The 17,230-nt window shown below is 66.8% G+C and carries 16 protein-coding genes; 9 read left to right on the top strand and 7 right to left on the bottom strand.

Features of this window, described 5'->3' with window-relative positions:
- Positions 1–186 precede the first annotated feature (186 nt).
- On the top strand, positions 187–645 hold the full coding sequence (locus IM543_06590) for a rhodanese-like domain-containing protein (protein QOY95521.1): 459 nt from the start codon (positions 187–189) through the stop codon (positions 643–645).
- 101 nt (positions 646–746) lie between these two features.
- On the opposite strand, the gene IM543_06585 is transcribed toward IM543_06590, so the two are convergent.
- The 5 genes from IM543_06585 to IM543_06565 form a co-directional block, all read right to left on the bottom strand.
- On the bottom strand, positions 747–2,702 hold the full coding sequence (locus tag IM543_06585) for a CocE/NonD family hydrolase (GenBank protein ID QOY95520.1): 1,956 nt from the start codon (positions 2,700–2,702) through the stop codon (positions 747–749).
- A 59-nt stretch (positions 2,703–2,761) separates the two neighbouring features.
- Positions 2,762–4,126: an ABC transporter substrate-binding protein gene (locus IM543_06580; GenBank protein QOY96548.1), complete on the bottom strand. Its 1,365-nt coding sequence runs from the start codon at positions 4,124–4,126 to the stop codon at positions 2,762–2,764.
- Positions 4,127–4,167: 41 nt separating this feature from the next.
- Entirely contained in the window at positions 4,168–7,353 is a 3,186-nt protein-coding gene (locus IM543_06575) for a transglycosylase domain-containing protein (protein QOY95519.1), read from the bottom strand.
- Between the two features lie 359 nt (positions 7,354–7,712).
- A complete protein-coding gene (locus IM543_06570) occupies positions 7,713–8,498 on the bottom strand; it encodes a competence/damage-inducible protein A (GenBank protein QOY95518.1) in 786 nt (261 codons plus the stop codon).
- Between the two features lie 14 nt (positions 8,499–8,512).
- On the bottom strand, positions 8,513–9,322 hold the full coding sequence (locus IM543_06565; protein ID QOY95517.1) for an EI24 domain-containing protein: 810 nt from the start codon (positions 9,320–9,322) through the stop codon (positions 8,513–8,515).
- 173 nt (positions 9,323–9,495) lie between these two features.
- Here IM543_06565 and IM543_06560 point away from each other — a divergent pair, with 173 nt between their 5' ends.
- A complete protein-coding gene (locus tag IM543_06560; GenBank protein ID QOY95516.1) occupies positions 9,496–9,852 on the top strand; it encodes an FKBP-type peptidyl-prolyl cis-trans isomerase in 357 nt (118 codons plus the stop codon).
- Positions 9,853–10,076: 224 nt separating this feature from the next.
- Entirely contained in the window at positions 10,077–10,331 is a 255-nt protein-coding gene (locus tag IM543_06555; protein ID QOY95515.1) for an acyl-CoA-binding protein, read from the top strand.
- A 52-nt stretch (positions 10,332–10,383) separates the two neighbouring features.
- On the opposite strand, the gene IM543_06550 is transcribed toward IM543_06555, so the two are convergent.
- Entirely contained in the window at positions 10,384–10,665 is a 282-nt protein-coding gene (locus tag IM543_06550) for a polyhydroxyalkanoic acid system family protein (GenBank protein QOY95514.1), read from the bottom strand.
- 182 nt (positions 10,666–10,847) lie between these two features.
- Here IM543_06550 and IM543_06545 point away from each other — a divergent pair, with 182 nt between their 5' ends.
- The 5 genes from IM543_06545 to IM543_06525 all read left to right on the top strand — a co-directional run bounded on the left by IM543_06545 (position 10,848) and on the right by IM543_06525 (position 15,983).
- Complete coding sequence (locus IM543_06545; GenBank protein ID QOY95513.1) at positions 10,848–12,386, top strand: hypothetical protein; 1,539 nt, start codon at positions 10,848–10,850, stop codon at positions 12,384–12,386.
- On the top strand, positions 12,383–12,658 hold the full coding sequence (locus tag IM543_06540) for a hypothetical protein (GenBank protein QOY95512.1): 276 nt from the start codon (positions 12,383–12,385) through the stop codon (positions 12,656–12,658). The genes IM543_06545 and IM543_06540 overlap by 4 nt, the downstream gene beginning before the upstream one ends.
- 204 nt (positions 12,659–12,862) lie before the next feature.
- Positions 12,863–13,186, top strand: a complete 324-nt coding sequence (locus tag IM543_06535) for a ferredoxin family protein (protein ID QOY95511.1) — start codon at positions 12,863–12,865, stop codon at positions 13,184–13,186.
- A gap of 141 nt (positions 13,187–13,327) precedes the next feature.
- Positions 13,328–14,392, top strand: a complete 1,065-nt coding sequence (locus IM543_06530; GenBank protein ID QOY96547.1) for an NAD(P)/FAD-dependent oxidoreductase — start codon at positions 13,328–13,330, stop codon at positions 14,390–14,392.
- A gap of 355 nt (positions 14,393–14,747) precedes the next feature.
- Positions 14,748–15,983, top strand: coding sequence for a polyhydroxyalkanoate depolymerase (locus IM543_06525; GenBank protein QOY95510.1), 1,236 nt, complete (start codon positions 14,748–14,750; stop codon positions 15,981–15,983).
- A gap of 58 nt (positions 15,984–16,041) precedes the next feature.
- Here IM543_06525 and IM543_06520 read toward each other — a convergent pair whose 3' ends face one another.
- The gene (locus IM543_06520; protein QOY95509.1) at positions 16,042–16,374 is read right to left on the bottom strand and encodes an RcnB family protein; all 333 of its coding nucleotides are present in this window, start codon (positions 16,372–16,374) and stop codon (positions 16,042–16,044) included.
- Positions 16,375–16,540: 166 nt separating this feature from the next.
- Here IM543_06520 and rsxB point away from each other — a divergent pair, with 166 nt between their 5' ends.
- Positions 16,541–17,221: an electron transport complex subunit RsxB gene (rsxB, locus tag IM543_06515; protein QOY95508.1), complete on the top strand. Its 681-nt coding sequence runs from the start codon at positions 16,541–16,543 to the stop codon at positions 17,219–17,221.
- The last annotated feature ends 9 nt before the right edge of the window (positions 17,222–17,230 follow it).

Raw genomic sequence — 17,230 nt, 5'->3', positions numbered from 1 at the left:
TTGGAAAGCCTTGGTGTTTGGTCCTACAATCGCCATGCATCACCGGCGGACATGCACCAGCATTCGCACCAAAATGGTGCAAAGCAGGCGCAACGCACCATCGCAGCGCAGGATACACCGAACCAAGTTGGTGCACGCCTTTTTCTTTGCCTAATCGGACTCGACGCTCTTACCGGACCAGACATCATGACGACAACTGAAGCCATCCTCGCCGCCGCGCGCCAACGCGCCTCCGGCCAGCCCTATGCCGGCGCCGTCACGCCCGGCGAAGCCTTTGCGCTCGTGCAGGGCGACCCGCGCGTGAAGCTGGTCGACGTGCGCACCAATGCCGAGCGCGACTGGGTCGGCCGGGTGGCGATTCCCGCGGCCCAGCACCTCGCGGTGGAGTGGGCCACCTACCCCGGCGGTGCGCCGAATCCCGCATTCGGTGCGCAGCTCGAACAGCTGGCGCGCAAGGACGAGGTGCTGCTGTTCCTGTGCCGCTCCGGCGTGCGCTCGCGCCATGGCGCGCGCGTCGCGACCGAACACGGGTTTGCCGAGTCCTACGACATCCTGGAAGGTTTCGAGGGGGACCGCGATGCCGAGGGGCATCGCAAGACGGTCGGCGGCTGGTGCATGGCGGGATTGCCCTGGATCGGGGCCTGATGACCCCGGAGCACGGGCGGGTCCTCCCGCCCACGCGGTGACCGAGGGCACGCGCGAGCCGCAGCGCGTCCGTGCAAACGCTGCTTGCCCACCCCACGACATCACTGCGCCGGCATCACCATCAGCTGCAAGCCTGATGCCGCGCCCGGCGCGCGATACACCCGCTGGGTCGCCTTTTTAAAATCTTCCGGCTTGGCCTGCGGGATGTGGGTGAAGGTCTGCGGGTTCAGGTCGATCAGCGGGAACCAGGAGCTCTGCACCTGCACCATGATGCGGTGGCCGCGGCGGAAGGTGTGGTTCACTTCGCCGATGTCGAAACTCAAGGCCTCCTGCTTGCCCGGGGTGAAAGGCGCGGGCCGCTCGAAGCTGTTGCGGAACTTGCCGCGCAGCGGATTGCCGCGCACCAGTTGCTGGAAGCCGCCCAGGTTCACGCTCGGCGGGCCGACGTCGCTGCCCTTGCGCTCGGCCGCCGGAGTCGGGTAGTCGGCCGGATACACGTCGATCAGCTTGACCACCCAGTCGGCGTCGGTGCCGGTGGTGGACACGAACAGCTTCGGTTCCACGGAACCGACCACGGTGACATCCTCTTCCAGCACCTCGCTCTGGTAGACCAGCACGTCGGGACGGGTGGCGGCAAAGCGCTGGTCCGACACCATGTATTCGCGCGGCACGCCGGTGGCCGGGTAGCCGATGAAGGGCACGGGCTTCCTCGGATCGGCGACGTACTCGTCGTAGCCGGCGCCGGAAGCTGCCGGCTGCTGCCAGCCCAGGCTGCCGTTCGGGCCGAAGTACAGGGTGCGTGCCCTGGCCGGGGCCGGCGGCCAGGCGGCATAGCTACGCCAGACATTGGTGCCGGTCTCGAACGCGCTCACGGCGGGCAAGGCGCGCGCCGGCTTCACGCCCTTCAGGTGCTGTTCAAAAAACGGGAACTGGAGCTCGCGGCGGAAGTACTCGCTCGTCCTGGCGTCGAAGCTCACATGGCCCAGGCGCGCGCCGTCGCCGCGCGCCCAGCCGCCATGCACCCAGGGGCCGATCACCAGCGCGTTCGGCGTGCCCGGGTTGTGCTTGCCCACTGCCTTGTAGATCGCGAACGGGCCGGCCGGGTCTTCGGCGTCGAACCAGCCGCCCACGGTCAGTACCGCCGCCTTCACGTTCTTCATGTGCGGCGTGATCGCGCGCGTGCGCCAGAATGCGTCGTAGGTGTCGTGCTCGATGGTCGGCACCAGCAGCTCGCGCTGCTCGTCGCTCAGGCTGGCGAGGATGTTCGGCATCGTCAAGCGCTTCAGGAAGAAGTCGTAGGCGTCGGCCTCGCCGTATTCGAAGCGCGAGCGCGCCTTGCTGCCCACGGTCGGATTCTTCTGCGGCAGGAAGGCCGAGTAAAAATCGAAGTTCGCCGACAGCATGAAGGCGCCGCCGTGGTAGGAGTCGTCGCCCATGTACAGGTCGGCGATCGGCGCCTGCGGCGAAGCCGCCTTGATCGCCGGGTGCGAATCGATGATGCTGGCCGCCGTATAGAAGCCCGGATAGCTGATGCCCCAGATCCCGACCCGGCCGTTGTTGTTCGGGATGTGCTTCAGGAGCCACTCGACGGTGTCGTGCATGTCCTCGCTTTCCTGCCCTTCGCCCCGCTCGCGCTTGCCCTTGGCGTGCGGGGTCATCTCCTGCCAGCTGCCTTCGGACATGTAGCGGCCGCGCACGTCCTGGGTCACGAAGATGTAGCCGGCATCTTCCAGTTCGCGCGAGGGGCCGAGCGCTTCGGGGAACCAGTCCACGCCGTAGCGCTGCTCGCCCTGCGCATACACGCCGGCGCCGTAGGGCGTACGCTGCATCAGGAAGGGATAAGGCCTGGAACTGTCCTTCGGCACGTACACGGCCGTGAACAGCGTCACGCCGTCGCGCATCGGGATGCGGTATTCGTACTTGGTATAGGCTTCACGCGGGCTGCGCTTGTGCGCGGCGGCGTCGGCCGGTGCGGCGGACTCGGTTGCGGCCTGGGCCCCAGCGGCACAGGCCAGCATCACGCCCAGCGCGAGGGCGGAAAACGGACGGCGGATCATGACTTCCTTCGGGATGCGGAACAAAGACCGCCAGTGTAATCCGTTTCCGCCGGCGTTTGCTATTTCGCCAAGGGCACGGTCGCCCTGCCGTGCTGGTCGATGGTGCCGCGCACGCGCTCGCGTACGAAATTGATGTGGCTGCGCAGGCGGTACAGTTCTTCGGCGTAGGCGAGCGGAATCGAGATGTGGTTGACGCGCTCTTCGATGTCGTCGAGGCGGTCCAGCAAACCTGCGCGCGCGGCCGCCCGTTCTTGCGGGGCGCTCGCTTCCCGTTCGCCCTCGAGCTCCTGTTCGACCTTGCGCAGTTCGCCGTACCAGCGGTACACGCGCGAGCGCACCCGCCACACGTAGATCGGCGGGACGATCCTGGAGAGCGGAATCAGGAGCGCCGCCAGCGCCACCGCCACCACCCACAGGCGCTCGAACAGGTTGGCCAGCCAGAAGCGCAGGTAGCGCTGCATGAAGGGCGCGCCGTCGCGGTAATAGCGCGCCGCCTCCTGCGCCACCGGGATCTCGGTGTACTTCGGCGAGGGGAACTGGCCCTGCTGCTGGAACCAGCCGGCCTTGCCGTGGATCTCGCCGGCCGACTTCACCAGCAGTCCGACCAGGGCCGGGTGCAGGTCTTCCCGCGCCACCAGGGTCGCGGTGGGGGCGATCAGGTGGTAATCCTGGGCCGGGATGTCGCGCCCGAGGTCGACGATCCCGCGCGGCAGCACCACATGGGTCAGGAAAGGCAGGCGCCGCGTGTAGGCCTCGGCCCGGCTGAAGTTGAACAACTGGATACCGGGCGTCTGCAGCAGCATCTGGATCAGCGGCGCTTCGGGCGCCGAGCTGAACACCAGGCCGTCGATGCGCCCCGCCAGCAGTTCCACCGTGGCCGGCGTGTTCTCGAGCGCGCCGATCGTCAGCTCGCCCGGCGCAATGCCGTTCGCGTCCAGCACCTGGCGGAACAGGCCGGGCACGCCGGTGCCTTCCGGGCCCAGGTTGATGCGCTTGGCCCGCAGGTCGGTCAACTGCGCGACCTGGGCGCCTTCGCGCAGGAACAGCCAGACCGGCTCGGTGAACAGGCTGCCCAGCGACACCAGTCCGGCGGCCGCGGCCTGGCCTTCTTCGGTGGAACCGCTCTGCACGAAGGCGACGTCGGCCTTCCCGTCGATGAGGCGCCGCAGGTTGTCCGCCGATCCCAGCGAAGGCTGGAGCGTGAGCGTGATCTCGTCGCGGGCAAGCCGCTTGGCGTACTGGCGGCCGAATTCTTCGTAGGCGCTGTTGAACTGGCCGGTGGCCATGGCGAGCCGGCGCGGCGGCGCCGGGTCGACCCACAGGTAGGCCAGCACCGCCACCGCGATCGCCGCCAGCAGCGTCGGGCCCGACGCGACCAGCAGGTCGCGCAGGGACACGATGCTGAACTGGCGCATGCGCGTCATGGCACGCAGCACCGCTGAACCGCGCGCGCCGGAAGGTCCTTTCAACGGACGCACTGGCGCTGGGCGCCGCCCGGCGTACCGGCGACGCTGGCCGGCGGCGGTTCGATCATGGGCATCAGGCTCGGCGCCAGGTTGGTCAGCAGCTGCACCGGCAGCGCGCTGGTGAAGTCGTAGTTGCCCGACTGCGGGCCGTGCACGTAGGCGGTCATGCTGCCGAAGTAGCGCTCGCCGATGTTGAAGACGAAGGTGGCCGAACGGTTCACGTAGCGCGATTCGATCACGCGGCCGCCGCGCGCATACACCTCGAAGCGCTGGTCGCCGGTGCCGGTCTTGCCGCCCACGGCGATCACGCTGCCATCGCTCTGCTTGAAGGCGGTCTTGACGCGCTTGGCGGTGCCGTCGGTGACCACGCCCTGGATGGCGTCGGCCACCGCGCGCGCCACCTCGGGCGCCAGCACCTGCTCCTTGCCGCCACCCTTGCTGCGCTTGACCAGGGTCTCGTAGGGCGTGTTCTTGGCGAAGTGCAGCGAGTCGATCCGCTCGACCGGCTTGCGCACGCCCTCGTTGACGATGATGCCCATCAGCTCGGCCAGCGCGGCCGGACGGTCGGCCGAGGCGCCCAGGGTGGTCGCGTACGACGGCACCAGCGAATCGAAGGGATAGCCCATCTTCTTCCACTGCGCGTGGATCTTCAGGAAGGCCTCCACCTCGAGCAGGCCGGCGATGCGCTTGTCCTGGGCGTGCTTGCGGTGGGTCTTGAACAGCCACGAATACACGTCCTGGCGCTCCTTGACGCTGGCGTTGGTGATTTCGGTCCAGCCGGCATTCGGGTGGCTGCGCAGGTAGCTCACCAGCCACAGTTCGAGCGGATGCACCGAAGCCACGTAGCCGCGGTCGGCCAGCGACATATTGCGCGGGTCATACATCTCGTACATCTTCGGAATGCGCTCCGGATCCATGTCGTGCGACGCCGGCAGGTTCTTGTCGACGAAGGCGCCGAACTGCGCCATCGTCGCGTTCGGGAACACGGTGCGGTGGGCGGCGGCCAGCTTGGACGCCAGCGGACGCACGCCCGAGAACAGCAGCTCTTCGATCTCGGCCGGGGTCTTGCCCTTGTACTTGTTCCAGAACCGGGCCATGAAGACCTTGCCTTCGTTGTCGGCGAAGCGGGCCAGATAGGCGGCGCGGCGCGGGTCGTCGGCGTCGGCCAGCAGCTGGGCCGAGGAGCCCGGCAACTGGAACATGTAGTAGCGCACCACGTCGCGCATCATGCGCACGAACACCAGGTTGGTCGAATTGCGCAGCGCCTCGGTGACCGTCATGATCTTGCTGTTGTCCAGCCTGCTGAAGTTGCCGAAGGTGTGCAGGCCGCCGCCGGTGAAGAAGGACTCGCCCGGGTTGGCGGAGTACTTGCGCTCCAGCGCGGCGGCCAGCATCGGCTTGAGGCCGCGGTCGGCGCCGTTCGGCAAGCCGCGGAAATATTCCAGTGCCCATTGCGACATGCGGTCCTTGGCATCGACCTCGACGCCCATCAGGCCGATCTCGTCCATCGGCTCGAAGCGCTTGTGCAACTGGTCGACGATGTCGAGGTAGGTCACCAGGGTGCGCAGCTTGGCGGTCGAGCCCAGGTCGAGCTTCGCGCCTTCGTTGATGTCGAGCGGCTGGTCGTAGTTGTCGGTCTGGACGCGCAGGTAGTTGACGTGCTCGCCGCGCTCCATCAGGGTGAAGCTGTACACCACCTGGGACGGGTCGCCGTTGCCGAGCAGACCCTTGCCGGTCAGGCCGGCCGCCTTCGCCTGCTCGGCGTCGTTCAGATTGCGCAGCGTGTCGGTGACGGCCTTCTGCACCTGGGCGTCGAGGGTCGATACCACCGAGAGATCGAGGCGGTCGAGGTTGTACAGGCGCGAATCGCCCACCAGGTAGCCGAGGTGGTTGCGCACCGCGTTGGCGGCCTTGCGCGTGACAAACGCGTCGGCGCCCGGCGGCGCCACGCCCGAGCCCTTGGCCGGGTGCAGCTGGGCCTTGAGCGCGGCGTCGCGCAGTTGCGGCGAAATCACGCCGGCCTGCGCCAGCACGCGCAGGTGACTGTTGGTGAGCGTTTCGAGGTCTTGCTCGCCGGCGCCCAGGTAGTAGGCCGGACGGCGCTGGGCGATCATCAGGGACAGGGCCTCCTTGTAGGCGGTGACGGCTTCCTGGCTGTCCATCGGGCCGCGCAGCATGCTGCTCAGCTTGGCAAAGTCGCGGCCATACCAGACCCACATGCCGTCGCCGATGCCGTTGACCTCGCCGTAACCGGACTTGGCCGACAGCGGCACGGTGTTCAGGTAGTCGAGCACGATCTGGCGCCGCGCCCCGGTCGTGTCCTCGCCGTCCTGGTAGGCGCGCAGCGTGGCCGAGGCCATCTGGATCATCTTGTCCTGCAGCGAACCGGTACGCCCTTCGGGCGAATGGCGGTACTTCTCGATCTGGGTCGCCAGCGTGCTGCCGCCGGCGACGCGGCCGCCACCACCCAGGCCGACGCTGCTCAGGGTCTTGTCGAACACCGCTTTCGAGAAGCGGTCCCATTCGACCGCCGGGTTGCGGCGCGGGTAGGCCGGGTCGAGCAGCTCGCGGTTCTCGATGAACAGCAGGCTGTGCACCAGCAGCGGCGGCGCGTCCTCGAACTTGTGATAGTAGCGCTCCGGGAAGCGCGATGCGAACAGCGGCTGGGCGCGGCAGTCGAGGATCTCGAGGCCGACCTGGGTCTTTTCGTGGTAGGTGGCGTACAGGCCGCGATCGGCGAATTCGACCATCCTGGGCGAGATGCGCGCCTGGGCGTCGATGACGTAGCCGCGCGATTGCAGCTTTTCCAGGTAGGCCGGCAGGTTGGCATAGCCGAGGCGGGTGTCGTAGGGGCTGGCGGCCGGGAAACGGATCGACTTGCTGACGCCTTGCTCCATATGGAAGTTCAGGTCGTCCGCCATCTCGGCGAAGATCTTCGCCTGCAGGCGCGAGGAGCGCATCTCGAACGCACCCCAGCCGGCCAGCAGCGCCAGCAGGATCAGGAGGACAAGGTAGAGCCAGGGCTTGTAACGACGCTTGCGCGGCGCCTTCTCGGGCGCGCCTTCGGGGCCGCCTTCGGAAGGGTCTGGCGGCACCGGCGCGCCCGACGGCACGCCGCCGCCGGCCGCCAGGTGCGGATAGGCTTCGTACAGCGGAACGTCGTTGCCGCCCGCGGATGCGAGCACGGGTGCGCGGCCAGCCGCTGCCTGGGCGAGTTGTCCCAGCCACCGACTGACTGCGCGAATTAGCTTACTGGGCCGCTTGGTGCGGCGAATACTTTCCATGATGGCTCAACCGGTTTGAATCAATTTCGTGCTCAATCCCTGCCAAGCTGCCCGCCATCCTTGCCTCTGCCTTGTTCGAGTGAGTGGGCCCTCGTCAGTATGCAAAAATGTGCGGCGCAAACTCACTCAGGATTGCACCTCCACAGGTATCATTCCACCACATCAACAGGACCCGCGCGAGACACGGTTTAACAATTTTGACCCGTGCGAAGTATTTTCGCAAAAAAACAACGGCCGAGTTAACTGGACGGCATGTAGTCCTACAAAGTGCGGAATTCGGCCCGGCGGCGCTGCAGTTCTGCCTGCATGGCAAGGAAAGCCGGCTCCACCTGCGCGGGCGCGCCCTTCACTCCCAGTTCGATATGGCGGCGGGTCTGCGCGTCGCCCACGCTGGGCAGGCTGAACACCCGCACGCCGGGGTAATCGCGCTCCAGCGCCTCCATCAGCGGGGTCAGGAGCGCCTCCGCCTGCTCATAAACGATCAGTGAGCGTTCCAGGTGGACCGAGGCGTGGAATAAATGTGCGTAGTGGGTGTCGAGCACCCACGCGAGCATGGGCCAGGCCATCACGGGAAAGCCCGGCACGAAGTGGTGCCGCCGCACGGTGAAACCGGCAATGCGGTTGTACGGGTTCGGAATCAGGTCCGCGCCTTCGGGAAATTCGGCCATCTTCAGGCGCTGCAGGTTGTCGGGCGCCTGCAGGTCGGCTTCGTGGCCAGCCTCGCGCGCGGTGTCGCGAATGCGTTGCTCGATGTTGCGGCGCCCTTCCGGGTGCAGCGCCAGGGGCAGCCCGAGCGCCGCGGCCGCGCACTGGCGCGTGTGGTCGTCCGGGGTCGCGCCGATGCCGCCGCAGCAGAACACGATGTCGTCCCCGCCGAAGCTGCGGCGCAGCAGTGCCGTCAGGCGAACCGGGTCGTCGCCGATGAATTCGGCCCAGGACAGTTGCAGGCCGCGCGCGCCGAGCAGCTCGACCACTTTCGAAAAATGCTTGTCCTGGCGCCTGCCGGACAGGATCTCGTCGCCGACGACAATCAGACCGAATTCCATCGAAGCCCTCCTTGTCAAGCGGGTGGAATACCGCCGCGCAATTCTTCCAGCGCGCCCAGGCAGTAATACTGGAACCACAGCCCGGCAAACAGGAAGATCATGATGTACAGCCACAAGGACAGCAGGGCCAGGAAGGGGAACAGCACGATCGAGATCAAGGCCCCGCCCATCCAGGCGATGCCGGGCAGCGCCCCGGCCAGGCCGGAGGCGAAGCCGATCGCCAGCAGCGCGCCGCGATGGCGGCGCATCAGTGCGCGCCGCTCATCGGGACTGGCGTGCGCGGCCAGCGCGTCGTAGCTCATCACGCGCGAGGTCACCCAGGCCCACAGGCCGGCCTGCACCAGCCAGGCCAGCGGCGGCAGCGCGTACAAGGGCAGCGTCAACAGCCACAGCACCGCGAACACCGCGGTGCTGCCGACGTTGACGGCGACGCTGCCGATGAAACTGCCGCCCTCCTTCTTCTCCAGCTTGGGATACAGGCTGTTGCCGACATGGCGCTCGATCACCGGCATCGCGATCACGCCCATGAACAGCAAGGCCGAAGCGATCATCAGGGGCAGCAGCAGCGCGATCGCCAGCAGCGGCACCACCATCACCTTGAGCATGCCGAGGCCGAGCATCGACAGCATGCTGCCGCTGGTCTGGAACAGGTCGTAGTCGGCGAACACGCCCTGCAGCCAGTCGAGCAGCGGCTGCAGCCCGGTCCACAGCAGCGCGCCCCACAGCAGCAGCGACAGCGCCAGCGGCGCGCCGGACAGCAGCAGCATGCGGCGCGAGAACTGGGCGCGCAACGCGCGCCGGTAGGCGGTGCCGACGCCCTTCATCGGGCAGCCTCGTGCAAGATCGGTCGGGAACGGTGGGGCATGGCGCTTCCTTGTCTGGGTTCCAATATTGCCATTGTACGCAGATGCGCCGGCGCGCCACGCGCCGGGGCCGTTTGGCGCACCTCGGGTGCATGCACTACAATCCCCGTTCAACTTGAACAACAGGAAAAACCATGTCCACCATTACCACTGATTCCGGCCTGCAATACGAAGACACCGTCGTCGGCAACGGCGCCGAGGCGAAAGCCGGCCAGCACGTGACCGTCCACTACACCGGCTGGCTGCGCAACGATGACGGCAGCCAGGGCGCCAAGTTCGATTCGAGCAAGGACCGCAACGACCCGTTCCAGTTCGCGCTGGGCGCCGGCCACGTGATCCGCGGCTGGGACGAAGGCGTGCAGGGCATGAAGGTCGGCGGCCAGCGCCGCCTGACCATCCCGGCCAGCCTCGGCTACGGCGCGCGCGGCGCCGGCGGCGTGATTCCGCCGAACGCCACCCTGCTCTTCGACGTCGAACTGCTGGCTGTCTAAGCCGCGTAGGGTGCACGGCTTCGCCGTGCGCGCGTTCAAACCTCGGGTAAACAGACGCGCTGCGTTCACGCTCGCGCCGGTTGAACGCGCGGTCGGCGAAGCCGACCACCCTACCCCGAGCATCTCCTCTAAAGTTCACGCCGTTTGGCCGTGAACGCGCCCCGCCTGCGCTAAGATCCCCTCCTGCATTACACATTGCCAACGCAACCACCACAGGAGTATTCATGAGCTTGCAGGAACAGTTCGCCCAGGCCCAGGCCGAATCGAAGAATCTGCCGGAACGCCCGGACAACATGACCTTGCTGAAGATTTACGCGCTCTACAAGCAGGGGTCGAGCGGCGACGCCACCGGCGAGCGCCCGGGCATGACCGACTTCGTCAACCGCGCCAAGTTCGACGCCTGGGCTGCCCTGAAGGGCACCTCGCAGGAAGACGCGATGCAGCAGTACATCGACCTGGTCGAAGAACTGAAGGGCTGATCGCCCCGATACGGCAGGGCCGCCCGGACGGTGGCCCTTGCCTGCCCGCGCATCAGGCGGGCACGAATACCTTGCGCATCTTTTCCGCCACCTTGGCCTCGATGGCCGACGCGAATGCCGCCATGAAGAAGCCCAGGCGGATCCGCAGCGCGGCACGCTGGCCTTCCAGGCTCAGGGCCCCTTCCACACCGCTGCGCTCGAAGCGCAGCACGTCGCCATCCCACTTGCATGCCAGGCCGTATTCGGCCGCGATCCGTTGCGCCACCTGCTGGGCGGCCGCGCGCGCCTGCTCGGGGGTCAACGTGTGTTCCTGGACGATGCTAATTTCCGACATGCTGGAGAATCCTTTTTCTTAATTCGTTGCAAGAAAGCCCGCCATGATGCCAGTTGACGGCGCAGTAAGCCAGTCTGCCGGGCGAATCGGATCTCGAACCACGTCAATTGACCCTAGTCAATGCCTGCGCCGCCGGGCGCGCGACCATGGAGATGCCGCCCGACATTTCGCAAGGAGCCGTCATGGAACCAGGTGCCCTCTTGCCGGACGAACTGGACACGTCCCGTGACCAGCCGCCGGTTCGCTTCATCCCCACGCCCAGCGCCCCCTACCAGCAGCAGCACCGCCTCGCCAGGCTGCTCGAGCAGCCGGTCGATCCGGGCGGCGAGCAGCCCGGAACCGGCGCCGCGCAGCTGGAGGACGAACTGCAGGCCGAAGCGCCGCCGCTGCCGCACGCCTTCGGGGCGCGCGTGCTGATGTGGAAGCAGGACCCGTCGGTGGGCGAGATCGGCACCCGCCGCGCCTACCTGCCCGGCCCGGTGCTGGCCGGCCCGCGCGACGCCCGCATCGCCCCCGGCACGCCGGGCATCGATCCGGTCGAGCCGAACGCCTTCGGCGACTTCGTCACCCAGCCCGATACCCCGCAGTTCGACGCGGTCCACACCTTCGCGGTGGTGCGCCAGACCCTGACCATGTACCAGCGCGCCCTGCTGGCCGCCGGCCTGGACATGCCCCTGCCCTGGCAGTGGAACACCAGCATGGACACGCGCCCGCTGATGGTCCATCCCTACGGCCTGCCGAACGTGATGAACGCCTTCTACAGCCGCAGCCAGGCCTGCCTGAAGTTCGGCGACTTCATCCCGCCCGGAGCGGCCGCAGCCGCGGCGGATGCCGAAACGGCGCGCGTCTACACCTGCCGCTCGTTCGATATCGTGGCCCACGAGACCGCGCACGCCGTGCTCGACGGCCTCAAGCCGCAGTGGCTGCAGGCCGACGCCCCGCCCCAGACCGGCGGCCTGCACGAAGCCTTCGGCGACCTCACCGCGATCTTCCTGGCCCTCTCCCAGCTCGACCAGTGCGAGGCGGTGGTGGCCCAGACCAAGGCACACCTGCACGACAAGACCTACCTGGCCGACATCGCCGAGCAGTTCGGGATGGCGCTGGGCGGCGGCACCGGCCTGCGCAATGCCGACAACGACCTGACCCTGAGCCAGGCCGGCACCCAGGTGCATGCGATCTCGCAAGTATTCACCGGGGCCATGTACGACGTACTGGCCGACATGTTCGCCTACGAGCGCAACCCGGTGCTGGACGACTGCGCCGCCGTGCTGCACCGGGTGGCGGCCTACCTGCGCGGGCTGCTGCTGCGCGCCCTGATCGCCGCGCCGGACCGCGCCGCCACCTACGTCGACGTGCTCAACGAAATGCTGCGCATCGTGCAGGACGACGGCAAGCCGCCCATCTACGCCGCCTTCATCCATAACCAGTTCGCGCGCCGCGAGGTGGTCGAGCACCCGGGCGAGGCCGCCATGGCCCAGCCGCCGGCCGCGCCGCTGGCGCCGAAGGTCTGCGACAAGCCGGGGGCACGCCAGGACCGGCGCGCCTGCTGCGGCACCATGAACCTGCCCGAGTACCACCGGGTGAACCGGGTGCTCGACAGCGAATCCGCGGCGCTGGCGCGCTGGTGTGCGGCCAATGGCCGGCTTGGCGAATGCCTGTTGCCGTCGGCGGCGGTGGTGCCGGTGGCCGGGGTCGAGCCGGCAGGGGCGGAGCGCGCATGAAGATCAGTGCGCGCGCCTGCGGCGGCTTCGCCGGGCTGGCCGAAGCCTACGACCTCGACACCGCCGCCCACCCCGGCGGCGGCGAACTGGAGGACCTGTTGCATCGGGTCGACTTCTTCTCGGCCTCGCCCACCTGCCCGATCGGGGCCGACCTGCCGCGCTGGGAGATCACGGTCGAGGACGGCAAGCGCTGCCACACCGTCTTCCTGCGCGAGGACGGCAGCGGCGGGGACTGGCAGGCGCTGCTCGACCGCCTGCGCACCAGCGCATGAGCGACAGCTGAGCAGCAGCGTGGCCGGATCGGACCGTGCCGACGCTCCATGGGGCGCCGGCACGGTCCACATTTGCTTATATATATTGTGTATAAGCCCAATTTGTGGGAAAACCCGAATTGCCCTAAAATACAGTGCTTTGCAAGTCCCGCCGGCCCATTGGGCGCCCGGTGCCGCGACACCATATCAACTAATAGGACTGTTATGACCCACGTTGTCACCGAATCGTGCATCCGTTGTCGCTACACCGACTGCGTCGATGTATGCCCGGTAGATTGTTTCCGGGAAGGCCCGAATTTCCTCGCCATCGACCCCGACGAGTGCATCGACTGCGCCGTCTGCGTGGCCGAGTGCCCGGTGAACGCGATCTACGCGGAAGAAGACGTGCCGTCCGACCAGCAGCAGTTCATCAAGATCAACGCCGACCTGTCGCGCTTCTGGCCGTCGATTACCAAGACCAAGCCGGCCCTGCCCGACGCGGATGAGTGGAAAGACGTCAAGGACAAGCTGGACCAGCTGGCCCGCTGATTCTTCCCGGCCGGGCCCGCCATGGGCCCGGCCGGCGCAGGTTCGTCAATCGTGGCACACTAGCGGCCATCGTTCCACCCATACCCAAAAAACACAGGATTTAAGCGCATGACTATCAGTGCCTCCCACGAAGCGGGCAGCATCGCTCCCAACAGTTCGTTCGCCGGCGCGATCGACGCCGATGCCGTGATCATCGGCGCCGGTCCGGTCGGCCTGTTCCAGGTCTTCGAACTCGGCCTCCTCGAGATCAAGGCCCACGTCATCGACTCGCTGCCGGCCGTCGGCGGCCAGTGCGTGGAACTGTACCCGGACAAGCCGATCTACGACATCCCGGCCGTGCCTGTGTGCACCGGCCAGGAACTGACCGACAACCTGCTCAAGCAGATCGAGCCGTTCGAGCCGACCTTCCACCTGGGCCAGGAAGTCACCACCGTCCAGCGCCGCGAAGACAGCCGCTTCAACGTCGAGACCTCGACCGGCACGCGCTTCATCACCAAGACCATCTTCATCGCTGCCGGCGTCGGCTCGTTCCAGGCGCGCACCATGAAGGTCGACGGACTCGAAAAGTTCGACGGCACCCAGCTGTTCTACCGCGTCAAGGATCCGGTCCTGTTCGAAGGCAAGAACCTGGTCATCTGCGGCGGCGGCGACTCGGCCCTCGACTGGGCGCTGAACTTCGTCGGCAAGGCCGAGTCGGTGGTGCTGCTGCACCGCCGTGAGGACTTCCGCGCCGCGCCGGCCTCGGTGGCCAAGATGAAGGCCCTGTGCGACGAATACGAGATGCAGCTGATCATCGGCCAGGTCACCGGTTTCGAAGAGAAGGCCGGCCAGCTGAGCGAAGTGAAGGTCACCGGCGCCGACGGCGTCACCCGCCGCGTGCCGCTGGACATGCTGCTGGTGTTCTTCGGCCTGTCGCCGAAGCTGGGCCCGATCGCCGAGTGGGGCCTGGACATCGAGCGCAAGCAGCTCAAGGTGGTGGACACCGAGAAGTTCGAGACCAACGTGCCGGGCATCTTCGCCGTGGGCGACATCAACACCTACCCCGGCAAGAAGAAGCTGATCCTGTCGGGCTTCCACGAAGCCGCGCTGGCCGCCTTCGGCGCCGCGCCCTACATCTTCCCGGACAAGAAGATCCACATGCAGTACACGACCACTTCGCCGAAGCTGCACAAGATCCTCGGCGTCGAGACCCCGGTCTTCGACTAAGACGTCCAGATGCCCCGACGGCTGCGCCCTCGGGGATTGTCAGACATCCTGCATGGAAGCATGTGGTAAAAATGCCGCCCGGCGCAAGCCCGGCGGCATTTTTCATGGCTGCGCCCGGCGCGCCGTTCAGTTTGTACGGCGCAACGCAAGCCGCTGTCGGACACGGCCTACCCGCTTATGTGGGGCGGTTCACCGAAAGGATTTGCACAAATATGCTACAAGTGAACTGTGAACACAGGGAAGTGAAAACGACTGTTTCCACAAGTAAATCACTATCCCCTATAATTGATTGAGAGCATGCACGCGCTGAAAACATCGGCGGTTGCGACGCCCAGTCTATCCGAAGGAATTATTTATGCTTTACCAACTGCACGAGATGCAACGCTCCTTCCTGACCCCGCTGATGCAGTGGGCAGATGCGTCCTCGAAACTGTTCTCGAACCCTGTTTCGCCATTTGCGCACACCCCGTTCTCGCAGCGCATCGCTGCCGGTTACGAGTTGATGTACCGTCTCGGGAAGGATTACGAAAAGCCGGCATTCGGCATCAAGAGCGTCTCCATCAAGGATGCCGAGGTCGGCATCATCGAGCGCACGGTGCTCGACAAGCCATTCTGCGAGCTCCGCCACTTCAAGAAAGCCCTGAGCGACAAGGAATTCGCCGCCCTGAAGCAGCCGACGGTGTTGCTGGTGGCGCCGCTGTCGGGCCACCACGCGACCCTGCTGCGCGACACCGTGCGCGCCCTGCTGGTCGAGCACGACGTCTATGTCACCGACTGGATCGACGCCCGCATGGTGCCGCTCTCGAGCGGTCCGTTCCACCTCGACGACTACATCTACTACGTCCAGGACTTCATCCGCCACCTCGGCCCGGACGTGCACGTGATCTCGGTGTGCCAGCCGACCGTGCCGGTGCTGGCCGCGATCTCGCTGATGGCGACCAACAAGGATCCGAAGCTGCCGAAGACGATGACGATGATGGGCGGCCCGATCGACCCGCGCAAGTCGCCCACCGCGGTCAACGACCTGGCGATCGAAAAACCCTTCTCGTGGTTCGAAAACACCGTGATCTATTCGGTGCCGGGCAACTACCCCGGCTTCGGCCGCAAGGTCTATCCGGGCTTCCTGCAGCATGCCGGCTTCATCGCGATGAACCCGGGCCGCCACGCCCAGAGCCACCGCGAGTTCTACCAGCACCTGGTGCGCGGCGACGACGACTCGGCCGAGTCGCACCGCCAGTTCTACGACGAGTACAACGCCGTGCTCGACATGCCGGCCGAGTACTACCTCGAGACCATCAAGACCGTGTTCCAGGAACACCGCCTGCCGAAAGGCACCTGGGAAGTCGGCGGCCAGCTGGTGCGTCCGCAGGACATCAAGACGGTGGCGCTGTTCACCGTCGAGGGCGAGCTGGACGACATCTCGGGCCTGGGCCAGACCCAGGCGGCGCACGACCTGTGCAGCGGCATTCCGAAGGACATGCAGCAGGACTTCGTGGCGCCGAAATGCGGCCACTACGGCATCTTCTCGGGCCGCCGCTGGCGCGAAATCATCTGCCCGAAGATCGGGGAGTTTATCCGCAAGCATGCGTGATTGACGTAAAAATGCCGGAGCTTGCTCCGGCATTTTTTTTGTTGCGGGCACGCGGCTCTCACCTGCGCACCAGCACCTGCTGCACCTCCCCGGTCGCGATCGCCACCAAGGCATAGTCGCTGCCCGCCCGCACCCACTGGTGCCCGGGCGGCGGTTCGGTCAGGCGCTGCGCCTTCCAGTCCTCCACCACGTAGTTATGTGCCCGGTAGCGCGGCGGCAGCTGCTCGCCGCGCTTGAGCCGGCCGCTGGCCTGCACGCTGCGATAGGGCCCGGCCTGGATCGCTTTGGCCTGCTGCACGCGGGCCTCCTGTTCGCCGCGCTCGTGCACCTGGGCCGCGGCGCCACCGGCCAGCACCGCGGCGGCCAGCAGCGGAACGATGAATTTGTTCATGTGTGCTCCTCTTCAGCGTCGAGGCCCCAGTACATCACGCGCACGCGCGCCGGTCTGTTCGCTCCAGCACGCACACTCCCAGCGGTGATGGCAATTTCGCACCGCCCCGTCTTTTGGCGGATAATGTCGGCTTTGACCGCCGGCTTTCATTGCCCGCCTCCGCACCGTGACCAAGACCCTCGCCGACCAGATCGAAGACGTACTTCCGCAGACGCAATGCACCAAATGCGGCTATCCCGCATGCCGCCCGTATGCCGAAGCGATCGCCTGCGGCGAAGCCGAGATCAACCAGTGCCCGCCCGGCGGCATCGAGGGCGTGCGCCGCTTGTCCAGCGTCACCGGCCGGCCGGTGATCCCGATCAATCCGGCCAACGGCATCGAGCGCCCGCGCCCGGTCGCCTTCATCGACGAGTCGCTCTGCATCGGCTGCACGCTGTGCATCCAGGCCTGCCCCGTGGATGCCATCCTGGGCGCCGCCAAGCAGATGCATACCATCCTGCCGAGCCTGTGCACCGGCTGCGACCTGTGCGTGGCGCCCTGCCCGGTCGACTGCATCGCGATGGTCCCGGTGACCGGCGAACGCACCGGCTGGGACGCGTGGTCGCAGGAAGCCGCCGACGCGGCACGCAGCCGCCACGACTTCCGCACCGCGCGCCTGCGCCGCGAGCGCGAAGAGAACGAGGCCCGCCTGGCCGCCAAGGCGCTGGAAAAGATGCGCGCGGTGACGGCGGAAGCCGCCAACACGCCGGAAGAGCTGGCGGAGAAAGAGCGCAAGCGCGCCATCATCGCCGCCGCGATCGAGCGCGCGCGCCAGAAGGCAGCCGGCAACGGGCCCGATAAAACCTGAGCAAAACGA

Source organism: Massilia sp. UMI-21 (assembly GCA_015277795.1).
Lineage (GTDB): Bacteria > Pseudomonadota > Gammaproteobacteria > Burkholderiales > Burkholderiaceae_D > Telluria.
This window is presented reverse-complemented; position numbering and strand designations above follow the sequence as displayed.